The 14765-nt window shown below is 56.6% G+C and carries 12 protein-coding genes; 10 read left to right on the top strand and 2 right to left on the bottom strand.

The features are described from left to right. Positions 1-10: 10 nt before the first annotated feature. The 9 genes from hfq to rlmB all read left to right on the top strand — a co-directional run bounded on the left by hfq (position 11) and on the right by rlmB (position 9565). Positions 11-322: an RNA chaperone Hfq gene (hfq, locus tag ACOTZD_RS09075; RefSeq protein ID WP_003855990.1), complete on the top strand. Its 312-nt coding sequence runs from the start codon at positions 11-13 to the stop codon at positions 320-322. A 74-nt stretch (positions 323-396) separates the two neighbouring features. Further along, positions 397-1677, top strand: coding sequence for a ribosome rescue GTPase HflX (hflX, locus tag ACOTZD_RS09070; protein WP_003855991.1), 1281 nt, complete (start codon positions 397-399; stop codon positions 1675-1677). 56 nt (positions 1678-1733) lie between these two features. Beyond that, positions 1734-2993, top strand: coding sequence for an FtsH protease activity modulator HflK (hflK, locus tag ACOTZD_RS09065; protein WP_003855992.1), 1260 nt, complete (start codon positions 1734-1736; stop codon positions 2991-2993). A 2-nt stretch (positions 2994-2995) separates the two neighbouring features. Further along, a complete protein-coding gene (hflC, locus tag ACOTZD_RS09060) occupies positions 2996-4000 on the top strand; it encodes a protease modulator HflC (RefSeq protein WP_003855994.1) in 1005 nt (334 codons plus the stop codon). A 71-nt stretch (positions 4001-4071) separates the two neighbouring features. Beyond that, entirely contained in the window at positions 4072-4269 is a 198-nt protein-coding gene (locus ACOTZD_RS09055) for a DUF2065 domain-containing protein (protein WP_003855996.1), read from the top strand. A gap of 104 nt (positions 4270-4373) precedes the next feature. After that, positions 4374-5672, top strand: coding sequence for an adenylosuccinate synthase (locus tag ACOTZD_RS09050; RefSeq protein WP_032628076.1), 1299 nt, complete (start codon positions 4374-4376; stop codon positions 5670-5672). Positions 5673-5864: 192 nt separating this feature from the next. Beyond that, positions 5865-6290, top strand: a complete 426-nt coding sequence (nsrR, locus tag ACOTZD_RS09045) for a nitric oxide-sensing transcriptional repressor NsrR (RefSeq protein ID WP_003855998.1) — start codon at positions 5865-5867, stop codon at positions 6288-6290. 38 nt (positions 6291-6328) lie between these two features. Continuing rightward, on the top strand, positions 6329-8770 hold the full coding sequence (rnr, locus tag ACOTZD_RS09040; protein ID WP_023315260.1) for a ribonuclease R: 2442 nt from the start codon (positions 6329-6331) through the stop codon (positions 8768-8770). A 63-nt stretch (positions 8771-8833) separates the two neighbouring features. After that, complete coding sequence (gene rlmB / locus ACOTZD_RS09035; protein ID WP_003856001.1) at positions 8834-9565, top strand: 23S rRNA (guanosine(2251)-2'-O)-methyltransferase RlmB; 732 nt, start codon at positions 8834-8836, stop codon at positions 9563-9565. A gap of 91 nt (positions 9566-9656) precedes the next feature. On the opposite strand, the gene ACOTZD_RS09030 is transcribed toward rlmB, so the two are convergent. After that, complete coding sequence (locus ACOTZD_RS09030) at positions 9657-10931, bottom strand: MFS transporter (protein WP_032661264.1); 1275 nt, start codon at positions 10929-10931, stop codon at positions 9657-9659. Positions 10932-11126: 195 nt separating this feature from the next. On the opposite strand from ACOTZD_RS09030, the gene ACOTZD_RS09025 reads away from it, so the two are divergent. Next, a complete protein-coding gene (locus ACOTZD_RS09025; RefSeq protein WP_032661267.1) occupies positions 11127-12749 on the top strand; it encodes an isovaleryl-CoA dehydrogenase in 1623 nt (540 codons plus the stop codon). On the opposite strand, the gene ACOTZD_RS09020 is transcribed toward ACOTZD_RS09025, so the two are convergent. Beyond that, positions 12746-14677, bottom strand: a complete 1932-nt coding sequence (locus ACOTZD_RS09020; protein ID WP_063401552.1) for a methyl-accepting chemotaxis protein — start codon at positions 14675-14677, stop codon at positions 12746-12748. The genes ACOTZD_RS09025 and ACOTZD_RS09020 overlap by 4 nt on opposite strands. Positions 14678-14765: the final 88 nt, after the last annotated feature.

Raw genomic sequence — 14765 nt, 5'->3', positions numbered from 1 at the left:
AAAAGATAGAATGGCTAAGGGGCAATCTTTACAAGATCCGTTCCTGAACGCATTGCGTCGGGAGCGTGTTCCAGTTTCTATTTATTTGGTGAATGGTATTAAGCTGCAAGGTCAGATTGAGTCTTTCGATCAGTTCGTGATCCTGTTGAAAAACACGGTCAGCCAGATGGTCTACAAGCACGCGATTTCTACTGTTGTTCCGTCCCGTCCGGTATCTCATCACAGCAATAACGCTGGCGGCGGCACTGGCAGTAACTACCATCACGGCAGCAACGCGCAGGGTTCTTCAACACCAGCGCAGGACAGCGAAGAAACCGAATAAGGTTTTGGGCTGTTTTCCACACGGGGAGCCAGGGATCCTGCGTTCCCCGCTGATCTTTTTAGAGAGGTTTACGCTTGTTTGACCGTTATGACGCCGGTGAGCAGGCGGTGCTGGTACACATCTATTTTTCGCAAGACAAAGATATGGAAGACCTCCAGGAGTTTGAATCTCTGGTCTCTTCCGCCGGTGTCGAAGCAATGCAGGTGATTACCGGTAGCCGTAAAGCGCCGCACCCGAAGTATTTTGTTGGTGAAGGTAAAGCAGTTGAAATTGCGGATGCCGTAAAAGCAACCGGCGCATCCGTTGTGCTGTTTGATCATGCGCTGTCTCCGGCTCAGGAACGTAACCTGGAAGCTCTCTGCGAATGCCGTGTTATCGATCGCACGGGGTTGATCTTAGATATTTTTGCTCAGCGTGCGCGTACCCACGAGGGTAAGTTGCAGGTTGAGCTGGCGCAGTTGCGCCATCTGGCGACGCGTCTGGTGCGTGGCTGGACACACCTTGAAAGACAAAAAGGCGGGATTGGTTTGCGCGGCCCGGGTGAAACCCAGCTCGAAACCGACCGCCGTTTGCTGCGTGGGCGTATAACCCAGATCCTTTCACGTCTGGAACGTGTAGAGAAACAGCGCGAACAGGGGCGTCGGGCGCGAACGAAAGCCGATATCCCAACGGTGTCGCTGGTGGGTTATACCAACGCCGGTAAATCCACCCTGTTTAACCAGATAACCGAGGCCCAGGTATATGCCGCAGACCAGCTGTTTGCGACCCTGGACCCAACCCTGCGCCGTATTGACGTCGCAGACGTGGGTGAAACTGTGCTGGCGGATACCGTAGGGTTTATTCGCCATCTGCCGCACGATCTGGTCGCGGCGTTTAAAGCGACGTTGCAGGAGACGCGTCAGGCGACCCTGCTACTGCATGTGATTGATGCGGCTGACGTACGCGTGCAGGAGAACATCGACGCGGTGAACGTGGTGCTCGAAGAGATCGACGCCCACGAAATTCCTACCCTGTTGGTGATGAACAAGATCGATATGCTGGACGATTTTGAACCGCGTATTGACCGAGACGAAGAGAACAAACCGATTCGGGTCTGGCTGTCTGCTCAGGCCGGGATTGGTGTGCCACTGCTTTTCCAGGCTTTGACAGAACGTCTTTCCGGTGAGGTAGCTCAGCACACGCTGCGACTGCCGCCACAGGAAGGCAGGCTGCGCAGCCGGTTTTATCAGCTTCAGGCGATAGAAAAAGAGTGGATGGAGGATGACGGCAGCGTGGGGATGCAGGTGCGTATGCCGATCGTTGACTGGCGTCGCCTCTGTAAACAAGAACCTGCGCTGGCGGACTATATCGTCTGATCAGAAAGGGGAAGCCTGAAAAATTCGCCCTTGCATAACAAATATGGAGCATATACATGGCGTGGAATCAGCCCGGTAATAACGGACAAGACCGCGACCCGTGGGGAAGCAGCAATAATCAAGGCGGCAACTCTGGGGGAAATGGCAACAAAGGTGGTCGCGAGCAGGGGCCGCCGGATCTGGATGATATCTTCCGCAAACTGAGCAAAAAGCTTGGTGGCCTTGGCGGAGGAAAAGGTTCTGGCTCGGGTGGCAATTCCACTCAGAGTCCGCGCCCGCCAATGGGTGGCCGCGTGGTGGGCATTGTCGCCGCTGCGGTAGTAATCATCTGGGCAGCCAGCGGGTTCTACACCATTAAAGAAGCAGAACGCGGCGTGGTCACCCGTTTCGGTAAGTTCAGCCATCTGGTTGAACCGGGCCTGAACTGGAAGCCGACCTTCATTGATGACGTGACCGCGGTTAACGTGGAGTCCGTCCGTGAACTGGCCGCCTCTGGCGTGATGCTGACCTCTGACGAGAACGTGGTGCGCGTTGAGATGAACGTACAGTACCGCGTGACCGATCCGGAACGTTATCTGTTTAGCGTGACCAGCGCCGATGACAGCCTGCGTCAGGCGACCGACAGCGCCCTGCGTGGTGTGATCGGTAAATACACCATGGACCGTATCCTGACCGAAGGTCGTACCGTTATTCGTAGCGATACCCAGCGTGAGCTGGAAGAGACCATCCGTCCGTACAACATGGGTATCACCCTGCTGGACGTCAACTTCCAGGCTGCACGTCCGCCGGAAGAGGTGAAAGCCGCCTTTGACGATGCGATTGCCGCGCGTGAAAACGAACAGCAGTACATCCGTGAAGCGGAAGCGTACACCAACGAAGTTCAGCCGCGTGCAAACGGTCAGGCGCAGCGTATTCTGGAAGAAGCGCGTGCGTATAAGACCCAGACCATCCTGGAAGCACAGGGTGAAGTGGCTCGCTTCGCGAAGATCCTGCCGGAATATAAAGCCGCGCCGGAAATTACCCGTGAGCGTCTCTATATCGAGACCATGGAAAAAGTGCTGAGCCATACGCGTAAAGTGCTGGTTAACGACAACAAAGGCGGAAACCTGATGGTCCTGCCGCTGGATCAGATGCTGAAAGGCGGTTCTGCACCGGCAGCAAAAGACAACAGCGGTGCGAACAACCTGCTGCGTCTGCCACCGGCCTCGTCTGGCAGCGCCAGCGCGAACACAACGCCTTCTTCGAACGATGGTGACATTATGGACCAACGCCGTGCCAACGCGCAGCGTAACGACTACCAGCGTCAGGGGGAATAAGGATGCGTAAGTCAGTTATTGCGATCATCATCATTGTACTGGTCGTGCTCTACACCTCCATCTTTGTGGTGAAAGAGGGCGAGCGTGGGATCAAGTTCCAGTTCAGCAGCGTCGTGCGTGACGGCGACAAGCGTCCGGTGATTTATGAGCCGGGTCTGCACTTTAAGATCCCGTTCATTCAGTCAGTGAAAACGCTCGATGCGCGTATCCAGACCATGGATAACCAGGCCGATCGTTTCGTGACCAAAGAGAAGAAAGACCTGATCGTTGATTCCTATATCAAATGGCGCATCAGCGATTTCAGCCGCTACTTCCTGGCAACCGGGGGTGGCGACGTTTCTCAGGCAGAAGTGCTGCTGAAACGTAAGTTCTCTGACCGTCTGCGTTCTGAAATTGGTCGTCTGGATGTGAAAGATATTGTGACCGACTCCCGTGGTCGTCTGACGCTGGAAGTGCGTGATGCGCTGAACTCCGGCTCTGCGGGCACCGAGGATGAAGTTGAAACCCCGGCGGCAGACGATGCGATTGCCAAAGCGGCTGAACGTGTTCAGGCTGAAACCAACGGTAAAGTGCCGGTGATCAACCCGAACAGTATGGCGGCGCTGGGCATCGAAGTGGTTGATGTGCGCATCAAGCAGATCAACCTGCCAGCGGAAGTGTCCGAGGCGATCTACAACCGTATGCGCGCCGAGCGTGAAGCGGTAGCCCGTCGTCACCGTTCACAGGGTCAGGAAGAAGCGGAAAAACTGCGCGCGGCAGCGGACTATGAAGTCACCAAGACGCTGGCGGAATCTGAGCGCCAGGGTCGTATCCTGCGCGGTGAAGGTGATGCCGAAGCCGCGAAACTGTTTGCTGATGCATTCAGCCAGGATCCGGACTTCTATGCCTTCATTCGTAGCCTGCGCGCTTACGAGAATAGCTTCAAGAGCAACCAGGATGTGATGGTGCTCAGCCCGGACAGCGATTTCTTCCGTTATATGAAGACGCCGACCAACGCAACGCGATAAACTCAGGCTCGTTTGAGTATTCAAACCACCGCTCTTCACGGAGCGGTGGTTTTCTTTTATAAGGAACAAAAATGAATTCAACGATCTGGCTCGCGCTGGCCCTGGTTTTGGTGCTGGAAGGCCTCGGCCCGATGCTTTATCCGCGCGCATGGCGCCGGATGATCGCCACCATGAGCCAACTGCCGGATAATATTTTGCGTCGTTTTGGCGGTGGTCTTGTGGTTGCTGGTATCGTTATCTACTACATGTTGAGGAAAACGATTGGCTGATCAAAAACTAACCGCAATTGGCATATTTTAGGGTCAAAAAGTGCTGTATATCTGAAAAAGCGATGGTAGAATCCATTTTTAAGCAAACGGTGATTTTGAAAAAAATGGGTAACAACGTCGTCGTACTGGGCACCCAATGGGGTGACGAAGGTAAAGGGAAGATTGTTGATCTTCTGACTGAACGGGCTAAATATGTTGTACGCTACCAGGGCGGTCACAACGCAGGCCATACTCTCGTAATCAACGGTGAAAAAACCGTCCTCCATCTTATTCCATCAGGCATTCTTCGCGAAAACGTCACCAGCATCATCGGTAACGGCGTTGTGCTGTCTCCTGCTGCGCTGATGAAAGAGATGAAAGGTCTGGAAGACCGTGGTATCCCTGTTCGTGAGCGTCTGCTGCTCTCCGAAGCCTGCCCGCTGATCCTGGACTATCACGTGGCGCTGGACGTGGCGCGTGAAAAAGCGCGTGGCGCGAAAGCGATCGGCACTACCGGTCGTGGCATCGGCCCGGCATACGAAGATAAAGTGGCTCGTCGCGGTCTGCGCGTCGGTGACCTCTTCGACAAAGCGACCTTCGCTGAAAAACTGAAAGAAGTGATGGAATATCACAACTTCCAGCTGGTGAACTTCTACAAAGCTGACGCTGTTGACTACCAGAAAGTGCTGGATGACGTCATGGCGATTGCAGACATTCTGACCGGTATGGTTGTTGATGTGTCCGATCTGCTGGACCAGGCGCGCAAGCGTGGCGATTTCGTCATGTTCGAAGGTGCGCAGGGTACGCTGCTGGACATCGACCACGGTACCTATCCGTACGTTACGTCCTCTAACACCACCGCGGGTGGCGTGGCGACCGGCTCTGGCCTGGGTCCACGTTATGTGGATTACGTTCTGGGCATCATCAAAGCGTACTCCACTCGCGTGGGTGCGGGTCCATTCCCGACCGAACTGTTTGATGAAACCGGCGAGTTCCTGTGCAAGCAGGGTAACGAGTTTGGCGCGACCACCGGTCGTCGTCGTCGTACCGGCTGGCTGGACGCCGTTGCCGTACGTCGCGCAGTGCAGATCAACTCCCTGTCTGGCTTCTGCCTGACCAAGCTGGACGTACTGGACGGCCTGAAAGAAGTGAAAATCTGCGTAGGCTACCGCATGCCAGATGGCCGCGAAGTGACCACCACTCCGCTGGCTGCTGACGACTGGGAAGGCATTGAGCCAATCTACGAAACCATGCCGGGCTGGTCTGAGACCACCTTCGGTGTGAAAGAGCGTAGTGGCCTGCCAAAAGCCGCGCTGGACTACATCAAGCGCATTGAAGAACTGACCGAAGTGCCGATCGATATTATTTCTACCGGCCCGGATCGTACTGAAACGATGATCCTGCGCGACCCGTTCGACGCATAATCTTCGTGACTGCTGGCCTGCGGGGAAACCCGTAGGCCGGATAAGCGCAGCGCCATCCGGCGACCGCTCCTGGATCTCCGCTTTTTCGCCCCGTCTGTCAAATAAATTAGCCGCTAACTATCTGGCTGGTTTATCATCATTAATGAATATCTCTGCGGTTTAACCGCGTTTTCCCTTTTTCCTGAGGTTGATGTGCAGTTAACAAGTTTCACCGATTACGGCTTACGCGCGCTGATTTACATGGCGTCGTTACCCGATGGGAAGATGACCAGCATCTCTGAAGTCACAGAGGTGTACGGTGTGTCCCGTAATCATATGGTCAAAATAATCAATCAACTTAGTCGTGCCGGATACGTTGCTGCCGTCCGCGGGAAGAATGGAGGGATCCGTCTCGGTAAACCGGCACAGAGTATCCGTATTGGCGATGTGGTACGTGAACTGGAGCCGCTCTCTCTGGTGAACTGTAGCAGCGCGTTCTGCCACATTACGCCCGCTTGCCGCCTGAAGCAGGCGCTTTCAAAGGCCGTGCAAAGTTTTCTCAAGGAACTGGATAACTACACGCTGGCCGATTTGGTTGAAGAGAATCAACCGCTTTATAAATTATTGCTGGTGGAATGAAGAAAATTTCCACCGGAGCTGACAACGGAGGAACCGACATGTCACAAGATCCTTTCCAGGAACGCGAAGCCGAAAAATACGCGAATCCTATCCCCAGCCGCGAGTTCATCATTGAACACTTAACAAAACGCGAAAAACCCGCCAATCGTGAAGAACTTGCCGTTGAATTAAACATTGAAGGTGAAGAGCAAATTGAAGCCCTTCGCCGCCGCCTGCGCGCCATGGAGCGTGACGGGCAGCTGGTCTTTACTCGTCGCCAGTGCTACGCGCTGCCAGAACGCCTCGACCTGCTGAAAGGCACCGTTATTGGTCACCGCGATGGCTTCGGCTTCCTGCGCGTGGAAGGCCGTAAAGACGACCTGTACCTCTCATCCGAACAGATGAAGATGTGTATTCACGGCGACCAGATCCTGGCGCAGCCGCTGGGTGCAGACCGTAAAGGCCGCCGCGAAGCGCGCGTGGTCCGCGTGCTGGTGCCGAAAACCAGCCAGATCGTTGGCCGTTACTTTACCGATGCGGGCGTAGGCTTTGTGGTGCCGGACGACAGCCGTCTGAGCTTCGACATTCTCATCCCGCCTGAAGAGGTAATGGGCGCACGCATGGGCTTTGTGGTGGTGGTTGAACTCACCCAGCGCCCGACCCGCCGTACCAAAGCGGTGGGTAAAATCGTTGAAGTGCTGGGCGATAACATGGGCACCGGCATGGCCGTCGATATGGCGCTGCGCACCCATGAAATTCCGTACGTCTGGCCGAAAGCGGTTGAAGACCAGATCGAAAACCTGCGTGAAGAAGTGCCGGAAGAGTCCAAAGCAGGCCGCGTGGATCTGCGCGATCTGCCGCTGGTCACCATTGATGGTGAAGACGCCCGTGACTTCGATGATGCCGTGTACTGTGAGAAAAAACGTGGTGGTGGCTGGCGTCTGTGGGTGGCTATCGCGGATGTGAGCTACTACGTACGTCCACACACGCCGCTGGATAACGAAGCGCGCAGCCGCGGTACATCGGTCTACTTCCCGTCGCAGGTTGTACCGATGCTGCCAGAAGTGCTCTCCAACGGCCTGTGTTCCCTCAACCCGCAGGTGGACCGCCTGTGTATGGTCTGCGAAATGACCATCTCCAGCAAGGGACGTCTGACGGGCTATAAGTTCTACGAAGCAGTGATGAGTTCCCATGCGCGCCTGACCTATACCAAGGTCTGGCATATGTTGCAGGGCGATCAGGATCTGCGCGAACAGTACGCGCCGCTGGTCAAACACATCGAAGAGCTGCACAACCTCTACAAAACGCTGGATCAGGCGCGCGAAGAGCGCGGCGGGATCTCCTTTGAGAGCGAAGAAGCGAAGTTTATCTTCAACGCTGAGCGTCGTATCGAGCGTATCGAGCAGACCCAGCGTAACGATGCGCACAAGCTGATTGAAGAGTGTATGATCCTGGCAAACATCTCGGCGGCACGTTTCGTTGAGAAAGCCAAAGAGCCTGCGCTGTTCCGTATTCACGACAAGCCAACCACGGAAGCCGTAACCTCGTTCCGCTCCGTGCTGGCTGAACTCGGCCTGGAGCTGCCTGGCGGTAATAAGCCTGAGCCACGCGATTACGCCGAGCTGCTGGAATCCATCAGCGATCGTCCTGACGCGGAAATGCTGCAAACCATGCTGCTGCGCTCCATGAAGCAGGCGATTTACGATCCGGAAAACCGGGGCCACTTTGGCCTGGCCTTACAGTCGTACGCGCACTTTACCTCGCCGATCCGCCGTTATCCGGATCTGTCCCTGCACCGTGCGATCAAGTATCTGCTGGCGCACGAGCAGGGTCATAAAGGCAATACGACCGAAACCGGAGGGTATCACTACTCCATGGAAGAGATGCTGCAACTGGGCCAGCACTGTTCCATGACCGAGCGTCGTGCGGATGAAGCAACGCGCGACGTGGCGGACTGGCTGAAGTGTGACTTTATGCTGGATCAGGTGGGTAATATCTTTAAAGGCGTGATTGCCAGCGTCACCGGCTTTGGCTTCTTCGTGCGTCTGGATGAGCTGTTTATCGACGGTCTGGTGCACGTTTCCAGCCTCGATAACGATTACTACCGCTTCGACCAGGTCGGACAACGTCTGATCGGCGAATCCGGCGGCCAGACCTACCGTCTGGGAGATCGGGTGGAAGTGAAGGTTGAAGCCGTGAATATGGACGACCGTAAAATCGACTTCAGCCTCATCTCCAGCGAGCGTGCTCCGCGTAACGTCGGGAAAACCGAGCGTGAGAAAGCGAAAAAAGGTGGCAACGGTAAAGCGGGCGGCAAGCGACGTCAGGCAGGTAAAAGAGTAAACTTTGAGCCAGACAGCGCTTTCCGTGGCGAGAAGAAACAGAAGCCCAAGGCGGCAAAAAAAGACGCTCGTAAAGCGAAAAAACCGTCGACCAAGACCCAAAAAATAGCGGCCGCGACCAAAGCGAAGCGCGCGGCGAAGAAACAGCAGGCGGAGTAATTTCCCCTCACCCTGACCCTCTCCCCAACGGGAGAGGGAAAATATTTATTACGAGAACCATCAATGAGTGAAATGATTTACGGCATCCACGCGGTGCAGGCCCTGCTGGAGCGCGCGCCGGAGCGTTTTCAGGAAGTTTTTATTCTGAAAGGGCGAGAAGATAAACGTCTGATGCCGCTGATCCACGCGCTGGAAGCGCAGGGCGTAGTGATCCAACTGGCGAACCGCCAGTATCTGGATGAGAAAAGCGAAGGAGCTGTACACCAGGGCATTATCGCGCGCGTGAAGCCAGGCCGTCAGTATCAGGAGAACGATCTGCCGGATCTGATCGCTGAGCTGGATAACCCGTTCTTCCTGATCCTTGATGGCGTAACCGACCCGCATAACCTGGGCGCGTGCCTGCGTAGCGCCGATGCAGCAGGCGTGCATGCGGTGATTGTGCCAAGAGATCGTTCCGCGCAGCTTAACGCTACCGCTAAAAAAGTTGCCTGCGGCGCGGCGGAAAACGTTCCGCTGATCCGCGTGACTAACCTGGCGCGCACCATGCGTCTGTTGCAGGAAGAGAATATCTGGATCGTCGGCACAGCCGGTGAAGCGGATCACACCCTGTATCAGAGCAAAATGACCGGCCGCATGGCGCTGGTGATGGGGGCAGAAGGTGAAGGCATGCGTCGTCTGACGCGCGAGCACTGCGACGAGCTGATCAGCATCCCGATGGCAGGCAGCGTGTCGTCCCTGAACGTTTCTGTTGCGACGGGTATCTGCCTGTTCGAAGCGGTGCGTCAGCGCGGGTAGCCTGTTGTGCCGGGTGGCGGCTTCGCCTCACCCGGCCTACAAAAGCATGGTAACGTAGGCCCGCTAAGCGCAGCGCCACCGGGCAACAATCTCACTCCTCTAACGACCGTAAATGGTCATCCTTCCTCAGCGTCATCAGCGCGAAAATACTCACCACCGCCGTTGCCATCACGTAGTACGCCGGAATATCCAGATTGCCCGTCTCTTTAATCAGCCCGGTAATGATCAGCCCCGCGCAGCCCGAGAAGATCGCATTCGACAGAGAATAGGCCAGCCCCAGCCCGGTATAACGCACGCGCGTCGGGAACATCTCAGACAGCATTGCCGGCCCCGGCCCTGCCAGCATCCCAACCAGACCTCCCGCAATCAGCACCACAATCGCTTTAACCGCCAGCGTGCTGGACTCCGCCTGCAAAATTTTCAGCAGCGGCAGGGCGAGGATCAGCAGGAGCACGGTGGCGATAATCATCACCGTCCGCCGCCCGATCCTGTCGCTCAGCATGCCCGACGGAATGATCGTGAGCGCAAACCCAATGTTAGAAATCACCGCAATCAGCAGCGCCTGGTTAAAACCGGTGTGCAGCGCAGATTGCAGATAGGTCGGCATAATCACCAGATAGGTATAGCCCGCCGCAGACCAGACCATCACGCGGCCAATGCCCATCAGGATGGTTTTGAACGTGGCGGCGGTGGTGGCCTGAGTAACAACCGGTTTTTCCCGTTGCTGCACAAAGCTCGGCGTCTCTTCCATGCTCACCCGCAGCCATAGCGCGACCGCACCCATCGGCAACGCCAGGAAGAACGGAATGCGCCAGCCCCAGTCGTGCAAGGCTTCAGGGGAGAGCAGGGCAGAGAGCAACGCGACAATGCCTGCTCCCGCTAACAGCCCGAGCGCCACGGTGAAGGACTGCCATGCCCCGTAAAGACCGCGCTTGCCGCGCGGGGCGAACTCCGTCATCAATGAGACCGCACCGCCATACTCACCGCCCGCGAACAGTCCTTGCAGAATACGCAGGAGTGTAACGATCAGCGGCGCGGCAATCCCGATACTGGCGTAGACCGGCACAATACCGATGGCAGCGGTGGCGAGCGTCATCAATACCAGCACGATAATCAGCGTCGGTTTGCGGCCAATCCTGTCGCCAATGCGGCCAAAGACCACCGCACCCAGCGGACGGAAGAAGAAAGCGATGGCGAACGAGGCCCAGGTAAGGATCAGGCTGGTGAGCTCCGCTTCCCCCTCAAGCTGGAAGAAGTTTCTGGCAATCACCGTTGCCAGAAAACCGTAGACCGCAAATTCATACCACTCGATGAAATTACCGATGGAGCCTGCAATTAATGCACGCTTGTGCGCATCCTGTTGCATAACGATCCTCACAAAAACGGGGTAAGAATAAATTATTCAGCATTAGTGAAGTAATGAAATAGTTTATTCTTATGTTCTGTGAGCTATTTCACGAATGATATCAACACGATCGTCATCGTGTGACCCCCCTCCCATGCAGCGTGCATGCCCTCTGTCCATACTTACCTTTATTGCCAATGAAAGGAGGGAGACAGCATGCACTGGCAGACACATACCGTTTTTAATCAACCTGCACCGCTATCGAACAGCAACCTTTTTCTCTCTGATTGCGCCCTGCGCGATGCGGTAGCGCGCGAAGGGGCTGAGTGGGATGTGGATCTTCTTGCCAGCATCGGACAGCAGTTGGGTACGGCGGAGTCGCTGGAGCTGGGCAGGCTGGCGAACGTTAATCCGCCGGAGCTGCTGCGTTATGACGCCACGGGAGTGCGGCTGGACGACGTCCGCTTTCATCCGGCATGGCATCTTCTGATGCAGGGGCTTTGCGCCAACCGGGTGCACAACCTGGCGTGGGAGGAGGAGGCGCGGAAAGGATCGTTCGTCGCCAGGGCCGCGCGTTTTGTGCTGCATGCTCAGGTGGAGGCGGGAACGCTATGTCCGGTGACCATGACCTTTGCGGCCACGCCGCTGTTGCTACAGTCGCTGCCCAAACCGTTTCACGACTGGTTAACGCCGCTGATGAGCGATCGCTACGATCCCCATCTCGCACCGGGGGCGCAAAAGCGCGGCCTGCTGATCGGCATGGGGATGACGGAAAAGCAGGGCGGTTCGGACGTACTCAGTAATACCACCAAAGCAGAGAAATGCAGTGATGGCAGTTACCGGCTGGTGGGGCACAAATGGTTTTTCTCCGTGCCGCAGAGCGATGCGCATCTGGTGCTGGCACAGGCGAAGGGCGGGTTGTCCTGCTTTTTTGTCCCGCGTTTCTTACCCGACGGGCAACGCAATGCCGTGCGCCTTGAGCGTCTGAAGGACAAGCTCGGTAACCGTTCAAATGCCAGCAGTGAGGCTGAGTTCCTTGATGCTTACGGCTGGCTGCTGGGCGAAGAGGGTGAAGGTGTCCGGCAAATTCTGAAGATGGGCGGGCTGACGCGCTTTGACTGTGCGCTTGGCAGCCACGGACTGATGCGCCGTGCGCTCTCAGTGGCGCTTTATCATGCCCATCAGCGGCAGACCTTCGGCAAAAATCTTATCGACCAGCCGTTAATGCGCGACGTGCTAAGCCGTATGGCGCTGGTGCTGGAGGGACACACGGCACTGCTGTTCCGACTCGCCCGGGCGTGGGATAACCGCACCGACCCGCAGGAAGCCGCATGGGCGCGGCTATTCACTCCGGCGGCAAAATACAGCGTCTGCAAAGCGGGCATACCGTTTGTGGCAGAGGCAATGGAGGTGCTGGGCGGTGCAGGCTATTGCGAAGAGAGTGAGCTTCCGCGGTTGTACCGTGAAATGCCCGTCAACAGCATCTGGGAAGGCTCTGGCAATATTATGTGCCTGGATGTACTGCGCGTACTGGCGAAGCAGTCGGGCATTCTCGACCTGCTCGCCGATGATTTCGCGCAGGTAAAAGGCCAGGACAGGCACTTCGATCGCAGCTGGCGGCAGCTACAGCAGAAGCTGCGTAAACCGCAGGAAGCGCAGGGCAGGGAGATCGCGCGGCAGCTCTTTTTACTCGGGGCCGGAAGCCAGATGCTGCGGCACGCAACGCCGCCCGTGGCGCAGGCGTGGTGCCGCATGATGCTGGATACCCGGGGCGGCACGCTGATGAGCGAACAGGTGCAAAACGACCTGCTGCTGCGCGCCACGGGCCGGGTCGGTTAAGCTTTAAGCTGGAACAGGCTCACCAGCCGGGTGAGATGTGAACCCTTCTCGCGCAGCGTCTGCGCCGTCTGCTCGCTGCGTGAGATACGATCGGCATTGATGTGCGATGCCTCACCGATGTGCGTCATCGCCAGATTCACCTGACCAATCCCCGCAGACTGCTCGCGGGAGGCGTGGTTGATCTCGGTAACAAGCTGGCTGATGTTATCGATATGAACAATGATGGCATCCATCGCCAGACGCGTCTGCTCAGAAAGCGCATGGCCTTCGCTCACCTTGTTCAGCGTGTCGCCAATCAGCTGCTCAATCTCTTTTACCGCGTTGGCGCTGCGTGCGGCCAGGGCGCGCACCTCTTGCGCCACCACTGCGAAACCTTTCCCGTGCTCGCCCGCCCGCGCCGCTTCAACCGCCGCATTGAGCGCCAGGATATTGGTCTGGAAAGCGATGGACTCAATCACGCGGGTGATGTCTTCAATGCGTTTCGATGCATCACGAATATCATCCATGGTGGAAACTGCGTGGGTCACCGTCTCTCCACCCTGATGCACCGCGCGCGAGGTTTCCCCCACCAGCTGCTGAGTTTGCTCCATGTTGGCGGCATTTTGCTGCACGGTGGCGGCTAATTGCTCCATACTGGCGGAGGTCTCCTCAACGCTGCTGGCCTGTTTGTTGATCTGTTCAGAGATCTCGCCGGTATCTGAAGCCAGCGCGTTAGTCCCCAGATGGATTTCGCTTGCGGCCTCGCGGACCTGCAACACAATTTTTTGCAGGCCGCCCCCGATCCCATTGATGGCATCAATCAGCTGGCCGACTTCATCCTGGCGGGTTACCGGCAGGCTGGCGCGCAGATCGCCTGCGGCATACTGCCGGGCAAGCGCGATCACTGCGCGCAGTGGGCGGGTTAGCATCCGGCGAATGAGGATAACGAACAGGCCCGCGAAGAGCGCGGATAGCACCACGCCCGCCATCAGGAAGCGATCGCGCAGCGTGGTGACGCTTGAAAGCAGTACGGCTTTATCCACTTCACCCACGATGGTCCAGTTCCAGCCCGGCAGCGGCGTGTAGGCGACTTTGAGCGTACGGCCATCCGCGCTCACGCGTTCCAGCGTGCCGGCTTTATCACTCAGAAGCTGCTGCTGTGTCGCCGTGTCCCAGTTGGGCAGTTTGCCCTCTTCGCTGGCATGGAACAGATACTGTCCGCGCGTTTTACCGCTGCTGCGATCCAGTACAAAGAAGTGACCGCTCTCGCCCAGACGACGGTTAAGGATTTTCTCGCGCATGACGTTCCAGGAATGGGTGATGTCGACGCCAACAAAGATAATCCCGATAACCTGGCCTTCCGCATTTTTAACAGGCTGGTACTGCGTGATATAGCGCTTGCCGAACAGCAGCGCGAGGCCGCGATAGACCTCCCCTTTGGTGACAGCCGCAAATGCCGGGCTGGTGCTATCAAGAACGGTTCCGATGGCGCGGTCGCCATTCTCTTTGCGCAGCGACGTGGCCACGCGGATAAAATCGTTACCGCTGCGGACAAACAGCGTCGAGATGGCCCCCGTTCGGCTCAGGAAGTCATCAGAAAGCGTATTGTTTTCATGCAACTCCGTTTCACCGCCCTTCAGCAGAGGAACGGTAAGGCCGTTAATGGTGCGGCTCTGGCTGCTGTCGCTGTTCAATGGCTGTGGCAAAAAGGTGGTGAACAGGCGGGTATAGCTCTCGACCTCTTCGCTCAGGCTGGTGTTGAACATCTCTACCATATCCACCATGCCGGTAGACTGGTTATGCAGGTCTTCAACCGCAAGATCTTCAAGCTGCTGGCTGGCGTTGTGGCTCAACAGAAAAGTGAACAGCAAAAAAAGCGTGGCGACACTGGCACCTGTTAGCAGCGATAGCTTCGTGCCCAGACCTGCCCGGCGGAAAAAGGTGATCATAAATTGCTCATTATTGAAAAGTGATGGCTGTTCAACGGCAGAGCAGAGATAACGTTTACCTTTTTAATGTAACCTAATGTTACATGTT

The organism is Enterobacter cloacae complex sp. SHL022 (assembly GCF_049237785.1).
Classification (GTDB): domain Bacteria; phylum Pseudomonadota; class Gammaproteobacteria; order Enterobacterales; family Enterobacteriaceae; genus Enterobacter; species Enterobacter hormaechei_C.
The sequence above is the reverse complement of the archived record's forward strand: the minus strand, read 5'-3'. Positions and strand labels throughout refer to the sequence as shown.

Excerpts from the sequence above, each read along its gene's own strand:
- hfq (WP_003855990.1), top strand. The coding sequence starts at position 11 with ATGGCTAAGGGGCAATCTTTACAAGATCCGTTCCTGAACGCATTGCGT.
- hflK (WP_003855992.1), top strand. The coding sequence starts at position 1,734 with ATGGCGTGGAATCAGCCCGGTAATAACGGACAAGACCGCGACCCGTGG.
- hflC (WP_003855994.1), top strand. The coding sequence starts at position 2,996 with ATGCGTAAGTCAGTTATTGCGATCATCATCATTGTACTGGTCGTGCTC.
- ACOTZD_RS09055 (WP_003855996.1), top strand. The coding sequence starts at position 4,072 with ATGAATTCAACGATCTGGCTCGCGCTGGCCCTGGTTTTGGTGCTGGAA.
- ACOTZD_RS09050 (WP_032628076.1), top strand. The coding sequence starts at position 4,374 with ATGGGTAACAACGTCGTCGTACTGGGCACCCAATGGGGTGACGAAGGT.
- rnr (WP_023315260.1), top strand. The coding sequence starts at position 6,329 with ATGTCACAAGATCCTTTCCAGGAACGCGAAGCCGAAAAATACGCGAAT.
- rlmB (WP_003856001.1), top strand. The coding sequence starts at position 8,834 with ATGAGTGAAATGATTTACGGCATCCACGCGGTGCAGGCCCTGCTGGAG.
- ACOTZD_RS09030 (WP_032661264.1), bottom strand. The coding sequence starts at position 10,931 with ATGCAACAGGATGCGCACAAGCGTGCATTAATTGCAGGCTCCATCGGT.
- ACOTZD_RS09025 (WP_032661267.1), top strand. The coding sequence starts at position 11,127 with ATGCACTGGCAGACACATACCGTTTTTAATCAACCTGCACCGCTATCG.
- ACOTZD_RS09020 (WP_063401552.1), bottom strand. The coding sequence starts at position 14,677 with ATGATCACCTTTTTCCGCCGGGCAGGTCTGGGCACGAAGCTATCGCTG.